The sequence below is a fragment of the Cryobacterium zongtaii genome (assembly GCF_002909375.1).
GTDB classification, from domain to species: domain Bacteria; phylum Actinomycetota; class Actinomycetes; order Actinomycetales; family Microbacteriaceae; genus Cryobacterium; species Cryobacterium zongtaii.
The window spans coordinates 52,967-69,311 of sequence record NZ_PPXD01000030.1 but is presented as its reverse complement, the minus strand read 5'-3'; the positions used below and the strand labels follow the sequence as shown (position 1 = coordinate 69,311).

Genomic DNA, 16,345 nt, shown 5'->3' with positions numbered 1-16,345 from the left:
GGTCACATTCCGAACCCGGAAGCTAAGACTCTTTGCGCCGATGGTACTGCAGGGGGGACCCTGTGGGAGAGTAGGACACCGCCGGACTTAACTTAGAAAAAACAGGAAAGCCACCCCACCGGGGTGGCTTTTCTGCGTTTAACCCCACCCCCGGTTCCGCGAGTTTTCGGTGCTCAACTCACAGTTCGCGGACATGGCACGATGGGGACTCACCTTAATCCGGGGGAGAGAGCTATGACCGTCGCCACCTGGCCCGTCGCGGAACTGCACGTGCACATCGAGGGCACGCTCGAGACCGAGCTGCTCGTGACCCTGGCCCGACGCAACAACGTCGAACTGCCCAGCTACGACCCCGCGGCCTTGCGAGATCTGTACAGGTTCACCGATCTGCAGTCGTTCCTCGACATCTACTACGAAAACCTGGCGGTGCTTCGCACCGAGGCCGACTTCTACGATCTCGGGATGGCGTACCTCACCCGCGCATCCGCCGCAGGAGTGCGCCGTGCCGAGATCTTCTTCGACCCGCAGACTCACTTGGCCAACGGCATCCCCCTCGACGTGGTGTTCGGCGGCCTCACCCGCGCTCTCGGTGACGCCCGAGCCACGCTGGGCATCTCCGCCGACCTCATCCTCTGCTTCCTCCGTCATCTGGGCGGTCGGGCCGCAATGGAGACCTTGGAGGCGGCCCTCCCGTACCTCGACCAGTTCATCGGCGTCGGACTCGACTCCGCCGAGGTCGGTTTCCCGCCCTCCCTGTTCACCGAGGTCTTCGCCAAGGCCACGGCCCTCGGGCTGCACAGGGTGGCGCACGCGGGCGAGGAGGGCGGGCCGGACTACGTGCGCGAAGCCCTCGACCTGTTGGGGGTGGAGCGGATTGATCACGGCATCCGCGCCATCGAAGACCACGACCTCGTCGAGATTCTCCGCAAGCGGCAGATCCCGCTCACGGTGTGCCCGCTCTCGAATGTGTGCCTGCGGGCCATTCCGATGCTCGGCCTGCATCCGCTGCCCGCCATGCTCGCCGTCGGCCTTCTGGTGACCGTCAACAGCGACGACCCCGCCTACTTCGGTGGCTACGTCGATGACAACCTGGCGGCCCTGCAGCGAGAGTTCAGCCTGGATCACCACCAGATGGCGACGCTGGCCCGCAACTCGTTCGTGGCCTCGTTCCTGCCCGAAGATGAGAAACGCCGACACATCACGGCCGTGGACGAGCACCTTGAGGGGTTGCTGCGACTAACCTCGGGAGCATGAGCAATAGCCTCCCGAACGTGCAGCAGGACCTCGGTGTGGAGGTCGTGGCCCTGGTCACCAAGTGGCTGGCCGACAGTGCGACGATCCCAGCAGACGTCTCCGCTGAGCGGCTCGCCGGCGTACTGAAGGACCCCAACGGGCTCGACTTCACCGTGGGGTTCGTCGACGGCGTCATGCGACCGGAGGACGTGATGGTCGCCGGCTACAACCTGCAACGGGTGGCCAAGCTCGCGCCGGCCTTCCTGCCGCCGGTTCTGCGAGGCGCCATCGGCGTCGGCGGCGTCATGGGCCCGGTACTGCCGTGGGTCGTGATCCCGGCAGCCCGCAAGGTGCTGCGCCAGATGGTCGGTCACCTGGTGGTGGATGCGACGGCAGACAAGCTCGGCCCCTCCATCGAGGCACTCAAGGAGTCCGGCAACCGGCTCAACATCAATCTGCTCGGCGAAGCCGTGCTGGGCGAGAAAGAGGCGCTGCGTCGCCTCGCCGGCACTCGCGAACTCCTGGCCAGGGACGACGTGGACTACGTGTCGATCAAGGTCTCCTCGATCGCCAGCCAGCTGTCGATGTGGGCGTTCGACGAGGCCGTCGACAGGGTCGTCGAACGCCTGACCCCGTTGTACGAGCTCGCCGCGGCGTCACCGACACCCAAGTTTATCAACCTCGACATGGAGGAATACCGCGACCTCGACCTCACCATCGCGGTCTTCGAACGCATCCTTGACCAGCCGCGGCTGCAGGGCCTCGAGGCCGGAATCGTGCTGCAGGCCTACCTGCCCGACGCGCTCGGCGCGCTGCAAGGCCTCACCCAGTGGGCGCACGCCCGCCGAGCCGGCGGCGGCGCTCCCATCAAGGTGCGCCTGGTCAAGGGGGCCAACCTTGCGATGGAGCACGTGGATGCGACGGTGCACGACTGGCCGCTTGCCACCTACGCCAGCAAGCAGGACACCGATACCAACTACAAGCGTGTGCTCAACTGGGCGCTCACCCCACAGAACACCGACGCCGTGCGCATCGGGGTGGCCGGGCACAACCTGTTCGACGTGGCCTATGCGCACTTGCTCGCCGAGCAGCGCGGTGTAGACGACCGCATCGAGTTCGAAATGCTGTTGGGCATGGCCACGAGCCAGGCCGAGGCCGTGAAGAAGGACGTCGGCCGGCTGCTGCTCTACACGCCCGTGGTGAACCCCGCGGAGTTCGATGTGGCCATCAGCTACCTCATCCGCCGCCTCGAGGAGAACGCGAGCGAGGAGAACTTCATGTCGGCGGTGTTCGAACTGGCCGACACCCCGGCCCTGTTCGAGCGGGAGAAACAGCGCTTCCTCGACTCTCTGGCCGCCCTCGAGACCGCCCCTGGCGCGCCGGGCGGCACCGTGTTCGTGCCGCCGGCGAACCGGGACCAGGACCGCTCGGTGGTTGTGCCTCTCGAGCCCCTGCCCGACATCGACTCACCCCCGCTGACGACCCCGCCGGCCGACGCCGACGACCCCAACCTCACCGCGATGGTGCTCGGCCTGACCCGGGGTTCGGTCTCCACGAGCCGGTCGGTCCTGGGCGGTTTTCACAACGAACCCGACACCGACCCGTCCCTCCCGGCGAACCGCGCCTGGGGCCGGAGCATCCTGGCCAGGGTCGAGACGTCGATGCTGGGCAGGGAGAGCATCAAGCAGGCCCGCATCGATGACGCCGACAGGCTCGATGAGGTCATCGCCACCGTCACCGCGGCCGGAGCCGCCTGGGGGCAGAAGCCGGGCATCGAGCGCGCCCAGGTGTTGCACCGCGCGGGTCTGGCCCTGGCCGCCAACCGCGACCGCCTGATCGAGGTGATGGCCTCCGAAACCGGAAAGACCATCGCCGAGGGTGACCCGGAGGTCAGCGAAGCCATCGACTTCGCGCACTACTACGCCGCACAAGCCCGCGAGCTCGACAGGGTGCAGGGCGCCATCTTCGTACCCTCACGGCTCACCGTGATCACGCCGCCGTGGAACTTCCCGGTGGCCATCCCGGCCGGCGGCGTGCTCGCCGCCCTTGCCGCGGGCTCCGGCGTGATCATCAAGCCGGCGGCCCTCGCCCAGCGCACCGGCGCCGTGATGGTCGAAGCGCTCTGGGAGGCCGGGGTGCCGCGCGAGCTTCTCGCCCTCGTCGACCTGCCCGACCGGGCTCTCGGTAGCCGGCTGTTGGCCCATCCCGACGTTGACAGGGTCATCCTCACCGGTGCCTACGAGACCGCCACGCTGTTCCGCGGCCTGCGAGAGGACCTCCCGCTCCTGGCCGAGACCAGCGGCAAGAACGCCATCATCGTCACCCCGTCCGCCGACCTCGACCTGGCCGCCGCCGACGTGATCAAGAGCGCCTTCGGCCATGCCGGCCAGAAGTGCTCCGCCGCCAGTCTGGTGATCCTGGTCGGGTCGGTCGCTCGGTCCACCCGATTCCTGGGCCAGCTGGTGGATGCCGCGACATCGCTCCGGGTGGGCCGCCCCGCCGACCCGGACAGCCAGATGGGCCCCATCATCGAGCCCGCCGACGGCAAGCTGCTGCACGCGCTGACCGAGCTCGGCGCCGGCGAAAGCTGGCTGGTCAAGCCCCAGCTGCTCGATGACGACCTCGAGACCGGGGTCGGGCAGCTGTGGTCGCCCGGCATCCGCAGCGGCGTCGCCCCCGGCTCGTACTTCCACCTCACCGAGTTCTTCGGCCCGGTGCTCGGTGTCATGCACGCCCGGAATCTCGAGGAAGCCATCCGCTACCAGAACGCCGTCGACTACGGGCTCACGGCCGGGCTGCACTCGCTCGACGCCGACGAGATCGCCCAGTGGGTCGACACGGTTCAGGCCGGCAACCTCTACGTGAACCGCGGGATCACCGGCGCGATCGTGCGGCGACAGCCGTTCGGCGGCTGGAAGCGCTCGGCGGTCGGACCCGGCTCCAAGGCCGGCGGCCCCAACTACCTCTTCGGTCTGGGCGGCTGGGTCACCGATCCGGGAGTCAACAGCTCCACCCTGCACCTGCGGGGCCTCGAACAGCGCATCACCGATCTCATCGAGGCTTCTCAGCCGTCGCTGCCCTACGAGGAGTTCGACGTGTTGCGCCGCTCGGCGCTCAGCGACGCCCTCGCTTGGCGTGAGGAGTTCGACGTTGTCGCGGACGTGTCCGCGCTCGGGCTGGAGCGCAACCTGTTCCGGTACCGCCCGCTGCCGGTCACCGTGCGGCTGGGCGACGACGGCAGCCTGGCCCTGCTGTTGCGCGTGATCGCGGCCGGCCTGCTGTCCAAGTCCAGGTTCGTCGTCTCCAGCGCCGTGCCGGTGCCGCCGAGGGTGCGAGCGGTCCTCGCTCCCCGCGATATCCCCGTGATTATCGAGAGCGACGAGGAATGGCTGGCCAGGGCCGCCGCCGGCGGAATCAGCACGAGCCGGGTGCGGCTGATCGGCAGCGACCCGCAGGCCGGAGCCGCTGTTGCAGCCACGGCTTTCGCCCACGCCCTCGGCGGCAGCCCGGACATCGCCGTCTACGCGCATCCGGTCACCCAGTCCGGACGGGTCGAGCTGCTGCCGTTCCTCCGGGAACAGGCGATCTCGATCACCGCGCACAGGTTCGGCAACCCGAGCACCCTCACTGATGAGGTCATCTAGCGCAATAATGGCTGCGGCCGAAGGCGAGGTGATCCAGTGGCAGCACCGACGTTCCTCCGGCTGCGCCGTGAGGCCTGGGGATTCATCATCGGGTCGGTGCTTTTCATCGTGGGTGCCGTTCCCGGTTTTTTGGATGCCGTCGGCCCGGTGGCCGACAACCTGACCTTCTTCATCGGCTCACTGTTCTTCACCCTCGCCGCGTTCATCCAACTCAATCTCAGCGGTCGGCGGCCGCCGCGCAGCACCACCAACCGGCCGGACCGGTTCGACTGGTGGGCCGCGGCCATCCAGTTCGCCGGCACCCTGTTCTTCAACCTGAGCACCGCGACGGCTCTGGCGGCCAGTCTCGGCGGCACCGAGCGCACCGGGTGGCGTCCGGATGCCTACGGGTCTGTCTGCTTCCTGCTCTCCAGTCTCCTCGCCGTTGTTGCGACCACCGGGCGAGATACCCTGTGGGACCCGAAGGCCCGAACCTGGCGGGGTGCCTGGCTGAACCTCCTGGGGTCGGTGGCCTTCGGCATCGCCGCGGTCGGCGCGTATCCGATAGCGGAGTCCGGCCAACAGTTTCTGGCGAGCTGGGCTACTGTCGGCACCATCACGGGTGGTGCCTGCTTCCTGGTGGCCGCCGCCCTCACCAGACCCGGTACGCCACGCCTCTCCTGACCCTCCCCGAACCCGGGCGCGCGGCCCGGTGACGGCACCACCGTCAGAAAGGCTGATAATGGAAGGTAAGCGTCGCCGCATCCACCGACATCCGGAGCCGCTGCGGGCATCAGCTTACGCACGGTTGACACCCAGACTTCTGGGAGAAAATCGATAGGACATGATTTGTCGCCACCCATAACTCGACAGGGGACCCCGTTGGACGGAAACGCAACAACGATGCACCGCAATGTCGCGTTGTTGTCGGTCGCCACGACCATCGCCCCGCGCATCACCACCTCCGAAGAGATCGACGCTCGCCTGCAGCCGGCGCTCAAGCGACTGCGCCTGCCCAAGGGGCTGCTGCAGCGCGTCGCCGGAGTGCACGAACGACGCAACTGGGACGTGGGGCAGGCCTTCGACGACGCCGCCGTCTCCGCGGGCAAACGAGCCCTCGCTCAAGCCGGGGTCGATCCCAGCGAGGTGGGGTTGATGATCAACACCTCGGTCACCCGTAAGCACCTGGAACCCTCTGTCGCGGTGCGCATCCACCACGGACTCGGCCTGCCGTCGTCGGCCACGAACTTCGATATCGCCAACGCCTGCCTGGGCTTCGTCAACGGCATGACCCTGGCCGCCCAGCTCATCGACTCCGGCCAGATCAAGTACGCCGTGATCATCGACGGCGAGGATGCCGACGAGATCCAGACCAACACCATCGAACGCCTCGGCCGGCCCGACATCGGACGCAAGGACTTCATGAGCGAGTTCGCCAGCCTCACGCTGGGCTCCGGCGCCGCTGCGGCCGTGCTCGGCCGGGCCGACGCGCATCCGGAGGGACACCGCATCCTCGGCGGCGTGACCCGGGCGGCCACCCAGTTCAACGACCTCTGCGTCGGCAGCGTCGACGGCATGTTCACCGACGCCAAGGCCCTGCTCAAGGGCGGCATGGAACTCGTCGTGTCGGCCTGGACCGAAGCCAAACGGGATTGGAGCTGGTCGAACATGGACCGCTACATCCTGCACCAGGTGTCTGATGTGCACACCAACGCCATTGTGAAGGCCACCGGCCTGGACCGCAGCAGGGTGCCGCTGACCTACCCCAGCTATGGCAATGTGGGACCCGCCTCCATCCCGATCACGCTCTCCGAAGAGGCCGCTCGGCTCCAGCCCGGCAACCGGGTCCTGCTGATGGGCGTCGGCTCCGGCCTCAACACGGCCATGATGGAGATTCAGTGGTGAGCTTCCGGCTGCCGCGATCCGCGACGGCCCTCGCTCCGGCGAGCGTGCCGCCGAGCGGGCTGCCCGGCCTGGACCCGGACTGGTCCCGGATCGTCGATGTAGTCGAGAGCAGCCTGGCCGATGACGGCACGACGCCGGGTGCCAGCCACGCCTGGCACCTGCTCGACAACGGCGAACAGCTGGCCGCGCTCGGGGCGGAGCCGGTCGGCACGATCCTGTGCGTGCACGGCAACCCCACCTGGTCCTACCTGTGGCGTGACCTCGTGGCCCAGGCCACCGCGGCGGCGACCACCGGTCGGCCGGCCTGGCGCGTCATCGCGGTCGACCAGCTCGACATGGGTTTCTCCGAGCGCACCGGCGTCGCCCGCCCGCTCGCCCGACGAGTGCGCGACCTCGACGACCTGACCCGTGCCCTCGGCCTCACCGGTCCGGTGGTGACCTTCGGCCATGACTGGGGCGGCGTGGTCTCCCTGGGCTGGGCCGTCGACCACCCCGAGCACCTCGCCGGCGTCATGCTGCTGAACACCGCCATCCACCAGAGCGACACCGAACCCATCCCCGCCCCGCTGCGCCTCGCGCTCGCCCGCGGTGTGCTCGGTGCCGGCACCGTGACCACCACGGCGTTCCTGGACACCACCCTCGCGCTCGGGCACCCGGCCCTGCCGGCCGCGGTCAAGAACGCCTACCGGGCGCCGTACCGCACCCCCGCCCGCCGCGGCGGCATCGGCGGCTTCGTCGCCGACATCCCGGTGGATGCCCGCCACGACAGCCACGCGGAGCTCGACCGCATCGCCGAGTCGCTCCGCTCGCTCACGGTTCCCGCCCTGCTGCTCTGGGGCCCGCGGGACCCGATCTTCAGCGACAGGTACCTCGACGACCTCAGCGACCGGCTGCCGCACGCCGCCGTGCACCGCTTCGAGGGTGCCGGACACCTCATCGCCGAAGACGTGGACTACGCCGGCGCCGCACTCGGCTGGCTTGCCGAGAGCCTGGTCGAGCTGAGCCCGTTGGTCGAGCTGAGCCCGTTGGTCGAGCTTGTCGAGGCCCAGACGGCGCCTGCCGACGTACTCCAGCCCCTCTGGCACTACCTCGACGAGCTGCGGGACAGCGACGAGACCGCCCTCATCGACATGGCTCCCGGCAAGGGCACCGACCCCCGCGTGGTCAGCTGGCGGCTGCTCTCCCGCCGGGTCCGCGGTATCGCGGCCGGTCTGCACCAGATCGGCGTGCGCCGCGGCGACCGCGTCTCCCTGCTCGTGCCGCCCAGCGCCGACCTCACCGCGGTGCTCTACGCGTGCATCCGCCTCGGCGCGATCGTGGTCGTGGCCGACGCCGGTCTCGGACTCACCGGCCTCACCCGCGCGGTCCGCGGCGCCCGCCCCGACCACGTCATCGGCGCGTTGCCCGGCCTGATGGCCGCCAGGGCCCTCGGCTGGCCCGGCCAGAGGATCTCCGTCAACCGGCTTCCCACCGCCAGCCGTCGCGCCCTCGGCGTCTCCTACGCCCTCGCCGATCTGATCTCGCTGGGGCGGGACGAAGAGCTTCCCGAACCGCCCCAGCCGGACGACGTCGCCGCGGTGCTGTTCACCTCCGGCTCCACCGGACCCGCCAAGGGCGTCGTCTACACCCACGGCCAGCTGTCGGCCGTCAGCCGTGCGCTGCACGCCCAGTACGGCGTCGGCCGCGGCACCGGCCTGGTAGCCGGCTTCGCACCGTTCGCTCTGCTCGGCCCGGCTCTGGGTGCCCGCTCGGTGACCCCGGACATGGACGTCACCGCCCCGAAGACGCTGACCGCCACCGCGGTCGCCGCCGCCGTGGCCGCGATCGACGCCACCGTCGTGTTCCTGTCCCCGGCCGCGCTGGCCAACGTCGTGGCGACCCAGGGTGAACTGACCCCGGCCGACCGTGCCGCCCTGGCCCGGGTGACGAGCTTCCTCTCAGCGGGCGCCCCGGTGTCCGAACCTCTGCTGGCCTCGGCCGCCGCCCTGATGCCCGGAGCCAGCGCCCACACGCCGTACGGCATGACCGAGGGCCTGCTGATGACCGACATCACCCTCGACGGCATCCGCGAGGCCGCCATCGACGACGAGGCGCGCGGCCCCGGCGGCGTCTGCGTCGGCCGCCCCACGGCGACCACCCGAGTGCGCATCAGCGCCCTCGACGAAACGGGAACCGCCGTCGGAGAGCTCTCCGAAGCTCCGCAGGTCACCGGCGAGATCGTGGTCTCGGCTCCGCACGTGAAGGACCACTACGACAGGCTCTGGCTCACCGACCAGGCCGCCACCCGCATGGTCACCCCCGGAGAGCGCTGGCACCGCACCGGCGACGTCGGTCACCTCGACGCCTCCGGCCGGCTCTGGGTTGAGGGTCGCCTGCCACACGTGATCACCACGCCGCACGGTGTCGTCACCCCCGTCGGACCGGAGTTAGCCGTTTCGGCCCTGGCCGGCGTCGACCGCGCCGCCGCCGTGGGCGTCGGACCGGCCGGCAGCCAGCAGGTCGTCATCGTCGTCGAGACTGTGCCGCCGGCCACCCGGGTCGGCCTGGCCGAGCCTGCGCTCGCCGCGGCCGTGCGCGGCGTCGCCGGCCAGCCGGTCGCGGCCGTGCTCGTCGTTCCCCACCTGCCCACCGACATCCGCCACAACTCGAAGATCGACCGCACGCGCCTGGCCGGCTGGGCGCACGGCATCCTCACCGGCGCCAGGCTCACCCAGCCATGAGGGTGCTCGTCACCGGTGCCAGCGGCTTTCTCGGCCGGGCTGTCGCGGCCGCCATCGTCGCCGCCGGCCACGAGGTGCGCTGCTTCCAGCGCCGGCCCAGCGGCGTCGCCGGCGCCACTGATGCGCTGGGCTCGATCACCGAACCGGCCGACGTCACCTCGGCCGTCGCCGGGATCGACGCCATCGTGCACCTGGCCGCCAAGGTCTCCCTCGCCGGCCCGCCCGCCGAGTTCGAGACCGTGAACGTGGGCGGAACCCGCACCCTGATCGACGCCGCCCGCGCGGCGAATGTGCAGCGCCTGGTCTTCGTGTCGTCGCCGTCGGTCGCCCACTCCGGGGCATCCATCACCGGCAGCGACGCGCTTCCGGCCGACCCCGCCCACGCCCGCGGCGACTACGCCCGGACCAAGGCCGCCGCCGAACTCCTGGCGCTCTCCGCCGACTCACCCGAGTTGCGGGTCGTCGCGGTGCGGCCGCACCTGGTCTGGGGACCCGGCGACACCCAGCTGGTCGCGCGGATCGTGGAACGCGCCAGGGCCGGCCGGCTGCCGCTGCTCGGGCACGGCGCCGCGCTCATTGACAGCACCTACATCGACAACGCCGCCGGCGCCATCGCGGCCGCTCTCGAGCGGGTGGATGCCGTACACGGCAACGCCTACGTCATCACCAACGGAGAGCCACGGCCGGTGGCCGAGCTACTGGTCGGCATCTGCACGGCAGCGGGAGTTGAGCCACCGACCTGGAGCGTGCCGGCGAGTGTGGCCCGCGCGGCCGGCTCCGTCATCGAGGCGGCCTGGCGGGTGGTCCCGGGCGAGGACGAACCGCCGATGACCCGGTTCCTCGCCGAGCAGCTCTCCACCGCGCACTGGTTCGACCAGCGCCGCACCCGCGCCGACCTGCACTGGACCCCGGCGGTGACCCTCGACGAGGGCCTGGCCCGCCTCGCAGAGCACTACCGCACCGCCTGAGCCCTCGACTAACGGCGCCTCACCCGCACTGCGGCGCGTGGCCCGCATAACTCGGCGGGTGGGGTAGGCGCCGCTGCGCGGGTGGCACGCCAACCGCCTACCGGCGCTTGACCCGCATATCGCTCTCAAAGCCCCGGATGCCCCTGGCGCTACACCCGCACAGCGGCGCCTGACCCGCACAGCGCGCGCGAGCGGGGAGGCCGTGAGTCGCGCCAAGGTGCCCCTTCGGGCGTGCTGAAGGGGCGCAACGCCGCAATTCGCAGGCGATGCGCGCCGCGTGCTTGTCGACATCCGACCGACGGCGGCATACTCGCACCATGGACTTCCGCACCGTCATCGAGCAATCCGGTGCCACCGCCACGGGCATCCCCGTGCCAGAGGAGGTGGTCGCGGCGCTCGGCCCCGGCAAGCGGCACGCCATCACCGTCACCCTCAACGGGCACAGCTACCGCAGCTCGGTGGCACCGTACCGGGGCGCCTACATGATCGCCCTCAGCGCCGAGAACCGCAACAAGGCCGGGGTGGCGGGCGGCGATGAGGTGGACGTGACCATCGAACTCGACGATCAACCGCGCACCGTCGATGAGCCCGACGTGCTGCGGGCCGCGCTCGCCGCGGACACGGCAGCACGCACCGCCTTCGACGCCCTCTCCTACAGCAACCAGCGCAAGCACGTGCTCGCGCTCGAAAGCGCCAAGACCGACGCCACCCGTCAGCGCCGTCTCGACGCGGTTCTCGCTGAGCTGCGCGGTGCCTGACCTCAGCTACGCGATGCCGGACCTCGCCCGCCCGGTCGGCTCAGCCCGGCAGCCCCAACGCCCCGCGCACGATGGTCAGTGCCTCACCGGGGTCGATCCCGAGCGATTTCGCCCGGTCGGCGTAGGCCACCGCGGCGAGCTGCATCTGCCGCTGCGTCGCATCCCCGGTGGCAGCCACGAAGGAGCCCAGCCGCCCGCGCGTCTCGATCACCTCGTCCTGCTCCAGCGCACGGTAGCTGCGCGCCACGGTGTTGGGGGCGAGGCCCAGGTCTTCGGCCAGACGGCGCACCGTGGGCAGCTTGTCGCCGGGCGTCAGGGTGCCGGTGCGCACGGCCTCGATCACCTGGATGCGGATCTGCTCGAATGGGGGCGTGGTTGAGCGTGGGTCGACGACGAGTCTCACGGGCGGCCGCTCTCGACCGGAGCGGCTACTCCGTGTGTGCCGCGGCGCAGCTCCGCGGCCACGTCCGGCCAGAGCCGGGTGAGGTAGTGCGGCGGACGGCGTGACCCCATCGAGAGTAGAGCCACACCCACCGAGCCCATGACCAGTGGCACGATGGAAAAGGCCACAGATATGGCGATTCCGGTTCCCGACGAGGGTGTCACCGCCGAGCTGACGGAGGTCAGCACCACGACCACACTGCAGAGCGCCCCCAGCGCGGGAGTCTGCACCAGTGCGCGCAGCGTCCAACTGCGGAGAGCGTCGGACCACGCCAACTCCATGTCGTTGCCGGCGGGCTGGCCCCGCCCCACCAAGCGAGTCGACAGGATGCGGCCGACTCCGGCCGATGCGAGCGAGATGATCCACAGCACAAAGCCGGGCCACCACAGAGAAGGGATGCTCGCGTCACTGAGCGCGTCGTCGGGATCGACCAGGATCAGCGCGGCCACGCCGGCCAGTGCCACTCCGCTGACACCCATGGCAACGGGACCGCACCAGAGGTCGACGGTGGAGAGATAGTCCGCACGGCGCGGCGTGGGCGCCCGCGCCACGCGAGGACGATCGCCGAGCGAGACGAACGCCGACCTGAACTCCGCAACGCACAGCCCGACGGCGCCACCCAGGCCGGTCAGAACGATGAGCATCAGCCCGGACCATATGCCGCCGTCCGGTGATTCCGGTAGCGCGATAAGAGAAGCTGTCGAAACGAGCAGAGCGATCAGGGTGCCGACCAACACGCCGCGGGTCCGCGAACGGATGCGCGCGATCAGGACAGGCTCGACCTCCGGTGTGATGGCCAGGCCGGCGCGTCGGGCGGTATCTCGCAGCGCATCCGGGCGAATGACGGCACCTGGCCGAAGCTGCCACGCGAAGACGACCGTCAGCAGTCCGGCCACGACCAGCAAGGTGATCTCGTACGCGTCCACGGGCATCCTCGTTTGTTTGGTATTTGTACCAAGCTAACAAGCCGGGGTGCGCCCGTCAAGGGCCGTGCGGCTACTCCGCGCTGCGGTGGATCAGCCTGGTGAGCACGATCGCGCTGCGGGTGTGGTCGACGTTGGGGGCCAGCCGAACTTTCTCCAGCGCCGCCTCGAGGCCGGGGATGTCGCGGGCCCGGATGTGCACGATGGCGTCGGCGCTGCCGGTCACGGTCCCGGCGTCCACGACCTCGGGCACGCCGGAGAGGATGCGCAATAACTCGTCGGGCGCGACGGTGCCCCGGCAGAAGAGCTCGACGTAGGCCTCGGTGCTCATGCCGTCGATCGACGGGTCGACCTGGATGGTGAAGCCGCGGATGACCTTGTCGGCGACCAGCCGGTCCACGCGGCGTTTCACCGCGGAGGCAGAGAGGCCCACGATAGAACCGATGTCTCCGTAGCCCGCCCGGGCGTTCTGGCGGAGAAGGTCGAGGATGCCGCGATCGAGGTTGTCCATTCGACCAGTGTACGCGCCGAAGTTGCGTGCGCGCCGCTTGCAACGCGCATTACATGCGCCGATTCGCACGAAACGTTGATTCATGCTGTGTGAGACTAGAACCGGCGTCCCTGTGTGATCGGCCTCACCGTTGTACAGGGCTCACGAGAGCGACCTGGTCCGCCACCCACCCGCGTTCCGCCAACGCCTTGGCCGGCGGACCGCCAACAGAGGAGCTCCAGTGTCAATAGATGTCGCATCCGCTACCCCGAACGAGTCGGTCGCGCCAGCCGCGGTGACTCGTACGCCGGTGAAACGCACAATCCTGATGTGCAAACCGGAGTTCTTCACCGTGGTCTACCGGATCAACCCCTGGATGGACCCGGCATTGCCGACCGACACGAGCCTGGCCGTCGCCCAGTGGCAGACGCTGTACGACACCTACATCGGACTCGGCTTCGATGTCCACTTGATCGACCCCATCGACGGTCTGCCCGACATGGTCTACGCCGCCAACGGCGGTTTTGTCATCGACGGCATCGCCTACGGCGCCAAATTCACCTACCCGCAGCGCCAGCCCGAGGGCCCCGCCTACATGGACTGGTTCGGCGCCAACGACTTCGACGTGCGCGAGCCCGTCGAGATCAATGAGGGCGAGGGTGACTTCCTGCTCGTCGGCGACGTGATCCTGGCCGGCACCGGCTTCCGCAGCGCGTCGAACAGCCACGAAGAGGTCTCGGCCATCTACGATCGCCCGGTAATCACCCTCACCCTGGTGAACCCCAGCTTTTACCACCTCGACACCGCCATCGCCGTGCTTGACGCCTCCCCGACATCGGGGAACGGCGAGATCGCTTACCTGCCCAGCGCGTTCGACGAACCCAGCCTGGCCATCCTGCGCGAACGCTTCCCGGATGCCATTCTCGTCACCGAGGAAGACGCCGCGATCCTCGGCCTCAACTCCTACTCCGACGGTTACAACGTCGTGATCGCCGCCAAGGCGAAGGACTTCGAACGCCAATTGCGTGCACGCGGCTTCAACCCGATCGGCGTGGACCTGTCCGAGCTCTTGCTCGGCGGAGGAGGAGTCAAATGCTGCACTCTGGAGCTGCGCCGATGAGCGCCCTGACCGATGCGACCGGCCTCACCGCTCAGGTGGGCATGACCGACCAGAGCGCGGCGATCGCGCTTGAGAACCAGCACGCCGCGCACAACTACCACCCGCTGGCCGTCGTGGTCGCGTCCGGCGACGGCGCCTGGGTCACCGACATCAACGGCAAGCGGTACCTCGACTGCCTCGCCGCATACTCCGCCGTCAACTTCGGTCACTCCAACCCGGTGCTCCTGGATGCCGCGCGCGCGCAGCTGGGCCGGATCACCCTCACCAGCCGCGCCTTCCACAACGACCAGCTCGGCCCGTTTGTGACCGCCCTGGCCAAGCTGGCCGGCAAGGACATGGTGCTGCCGATGAACACCGGCGCGGAGGCCGTGGAATCCGGTGTCAAGGTAGCCCGCGCCTGGGGCTACAGGGTCAAGGGCGTCGCGGCGGGGATGGCGAACATCATCGTCGCCGGCGGCAACTTCCACGGCCGCACCACGACCATCATCAGTTTTTCCGACGACGAATCGGCGCGCGCCGACTTCGGCCCGTTCACGCCGGGCTTCCGCACGGTGCCCTACGGGGATGCCGCCGCGCTGGAGGCGGCCATCGACGAGAACACCGTGGCGGTGCTGCTGGAACCCATCCAGGGTGAGGCCGGCATCGTGGTACCGCCGGCGGAGTACCTGCCCGCCGTGCGGGAGATCACCTCCCGGCACAACGTGCTCTTCATCGCCGATGAGATCCAGTCCGGCCTCGGCCGCACCGGCGCCACCTTCGCGGTGGAGCAGGCCGGTGTGGTGCCCGACCTGTACCTGCTCGGCAAGGCCCTCGGCGGCGGCATCGTGCCCGTCTCCGCGGTCGTCGGCAACACCGACATCCTGGGCGTGCTGCGCCCGGGTGAGCACGGGTCCACCTTCGGGGGCAACCCGCTGGCCGCCGCCGTGGGGCTGGCGGTGGTGAACCTGCTCGCCACCGGCGAGTATCAGCAGCGAGCCAGGGACCTCGGCGCCCACCTGCACGAGAGGTTGCTCGGCCTGGTCGGCCACGGTGTGCTTGAGGTGCGCGGTGCGGGTCTTTGGGCAGGCATCGACATCGACCCGGCGCTGGCTTCAGGGCGCGCGGTCTGTGAGGCCCTGATGGAGCGCGGTGTGCTGGCGAAGGACACCCACGGCTCCACCATCCGGCTCGCCCCACCCCTGGTGGTGTCCGCCGAAGACCTGGACTGGGCGGTGGACCAGCTCACCGCGGTGCTCGAGGAGTTCGGCGCCTCCGTTCGTTAGGCCACCTAGCTCGGAGAGAATCCGGCTGGCCCGGTCGACGCCGGGTCAGCTCAGCGGGATTGGCGGCGTTTGCCGGGCGCGGCCTGGCCCTTGACGGCGGGCGCCCGCCCGCGGCCCTTGGACGCCTTGGCCTTGCCGCCGCCGGATCCGCTGCTGTTGCCCGATCCCTGGGACGGGCCGCCGGCCGGCGGCATGTGAGCGATCAGCCCCTTCGCTTCGGCGAGCAGGGCGATGCCGGCCTCGGTGAGATACGGGTTGTCGGCGGCGGGCTCGAAGAGAGGAACGCCGAGCTCGGCTTCCAGGGCGGCGACCGATTTCATCAGCGTCGTGCGCGACACGTTGAGGTTCTTGGCGGCGCGGGCGATGTCCAGTTCCTCGGCGACGGCGACAAAACGCCGGAGCAGTGTGGTGTCCACGGGCATCCTCTCTGCCGCACGCGCGAGTCGCGTGCCTCAGTACAGGCTACGCGGTCGTGACGGCCTTCACTCTTCGGGTCAGACGAAGAGCAGTACGATCCCCAGGATCGCCGAGCCGAGGCCGAGGCTGGTCAGGATCAAGCCGGTCAGCCGCAGGGCCTTGCCGTCGTGGTCCGGCGAATGGGTGCGGCATCGTTCAGGGGCCCTGGCATTGAACCACAGGGTCACGTCGTCGCCGGGCTCCAGGTGCACGGTCTCGTGGCTGTCGGCGCGGGCTTCGTGCACCTCGCCGGTCGTGTCGAACCAACGGATCACCGGGCCGGACGTGGTGGCCGCGACGACGCCATCCGCCTCGACCCACCGGCCGCCGAAGCCGCGCACCGATAGGCCGATGATGTAGAGCGGAACGCCCACCAGGAGCCCGACGATGGTGAAGATCTCGCTGAGCATCGAGACGATGTCGTGAAGGTCCACCCGTGCCGCCG

14 protein-coding genes and 1 rRNA gene are annotated in these 16,345 nt (G+C 69.6%); 10 read left to right on the top strand and 5 right to left on the bottom strand.

Going from position 1 to position 16,345, the window contains the following annotated elements:
- The 8 genes from rrf to C3B61_RS19055 all read left to right on the top strand — a co-directional run.
- A 5S ribosomal RNA gene (gene rrf / locus C3B61_RS19090) occupies positions 1-87 on the top strand; the annotation flags it as partial.
- Between the two features lie 147 nt (positions 88-234).
- Entirely contained in the window at positions 235-1,254 is a 1,020-nt protein-coding gene (locus C3B61_RS19085; protein ID WP_103462029.1) for an adenosine deaminase, read from the top strand.
- Positions 1,251-4,877, top strand: coding sequence for a proline dehydrogenase family protein (locus C3B61_RS19080; RefSeq protein ID WP_103462028.1), 3,627 nt, complete (start codon positions 1,251-1,253; stop codon positions 4,875-4,877). Before C3B61_RS19085 ends, C3B61_RS19080 begins: the two co-directional genes overlap by 4 nt.
- Positions 4,878-4,913: 36 nt before the next feature.
- Positions 4,914-5,540 carry a hypothetical protein gene (locus C3B61_RS19075; protein WP_103462027.1) on the top strand — a complete coding sequence of 209 codons (627 nt, stop codon included), beginning with the start codon at positions 4,914-4,916 and terminating at the stop codon, positions 5,538-5,540.
- 219 nt (positions 5,541-5,759) lie between these two features.
- Positions 5,760-6,761, top strand: coding sequence for a 3-oxoacyl-ACP synthase III (locus tag C3B61_RS19070; RefSeq protein WP_088454890.1), 1,002 nt, complete (start codon positions 5,760-5,762; stop codon positions 6,759-6,761).
- On the top strand, positions 6,758-9,481 hold the full coding sequence (locus C3B61_RS19065; protein ID WP_103462038.1) for an alpha/beta fold hydrolase: 2,724 nt from the start codon (positions 6,758-6,760) through the stop codon (positions 9,479-9,481). The genes C3B61_RS19070 and C3B61_RS19065 overlap by 4 nt, the downstream gene beginning before the upstream one ends.
- Entirely contained in the window at positions 9,478-10,449 is a 972-nt protein-coding gene (locus tag C3B61_RS19060; RefSeq protein WP_103462026.1) for an NAD-dependent epimerase/dehydratase family protein, read from the top strand. Before C3B61_RS19065 ends, C3B61_RS19060 begins: the two co-directional genes overlap by 4 nt.
- Positions 10,450-10,766: 317 nt before the next feature.
- Positions 10,767-11,207, top strand: coding sequence for a YdeI/OmpD-associated family protein (locus C3B61_RS19055; protein ID WP_103462025.1), 441 nt, complete (start codon positions 10,767-10,769; stop codon positions 11,205-11,207).
- A gap of 40 nt (positions 11,208-11,247) precedes the next feature.
- On the opposite strand, the gene C3B61_RS19050 is transcribed toward C3B61_RS19055, so the two are convergent.
- From C3B61_RS19050 to C3B61_RS19040, 3 genes are all read right to left on the bottom strand, one after another.
- Positions 11,248-11,610 (bottom strand): GntR family transcriptional regulator, encoded by a 363-nt coding sequence (locus C3B61_RS19050; RefSeq protein WP_103462024.1) that lies wholly within the window; start codon positions 11,608-11,610, stop codon positions 11,248-11,250.
- Entirely contained in the window at positions 11,607-12,575 is a 969-nt protein-coding gene (locus C3B61_RS19045) for a hypothetical protein (protein ID WP_103462023.1), read from the bottom strand. Before C3B61_RS19045 ends, C3B61_RS19050 begins: the two co-directional genes overlap by 4 nt.
- A gap of 70 nt (positions 12,576-12,645) precedes the next feature.
- Positions 12,646-13,083 carry an Lrp/AsnC family transcriptional regulator gene (locus C3B61_RS19040; RefSeq protein ID WP_088454895.1) on the bottom strand — a complete coding sequence of 146 codons (438 nt, stop codon included), beginning with the start codon at positions 13,081-13,083 and terminating at the stop codon, positions 12,646-12,648.
- Positions 13,084-13,390: 307 nt separating this feature from the next.
- Here C3B61_RS19040 and ddaH point away from each other — a divergent pair, with 307 nt between their 5' ends.
- Both ddaH and rocD read left to right on the top strand, forming a co-directional pair.
- Positions 13,391-14,182, top strand: a complete 792-nt coding sequence (ddaH, locus tag C3B61_RS19035) for a dimethylargininase (RefSeq protein WP_088457798.1) — start codon at positions 13,391-13,393, stop codon at positions 14,180-14,182.
- Positions 14,183-14,223: 41 nt separating this feature from the next.
- Positions 14,224-15,444: an ornithine--oxo-acid transaminase gene (rocD, locus tag C3B61_RS19030; protein ID WP_165791229.1), complete on the top strand. Its 1,221-nt coding sequence runs from the start codon at positions 14,224-14,226 to the stop codon at positions 15,442-15,444.
- Positions 15,445-15,494: 50 nt separating this feature from the next.
- Here rocD and C3B61_RS19025 read toward each other — a convergent pair whose 3' ends face one another.
- Together C3B61_RS19025 and C3B61_RS19020 are read right to left on the bottom strand one after the other, a co-directional pair.
- Positions 15,495-15,866, bottom strand: coding sequence for a helix-turn-helix domain-containing protein (locus C3B61_RS19025; RefSeq protein WP_243399055.1), 372 nt, complete (start codon positions 15,864-15,866; stop codon positions 15,495-15,497).
- 72 nt (positions 15,867-15,938) lie between these two features.
- Positions 15,939-16,334: a DUF3592 domain-containing protein gene (locus tag C3B61_RS19020; protein WP_244286011.1), complete on the bottom strand. Its 396-nt coding sequence runs from the start codon at positions 16,332-16,334 to the stop codon at positions 15,939-15,941.
- Positions 16,335-16,345: the final 11 nt, after the last annotated feature.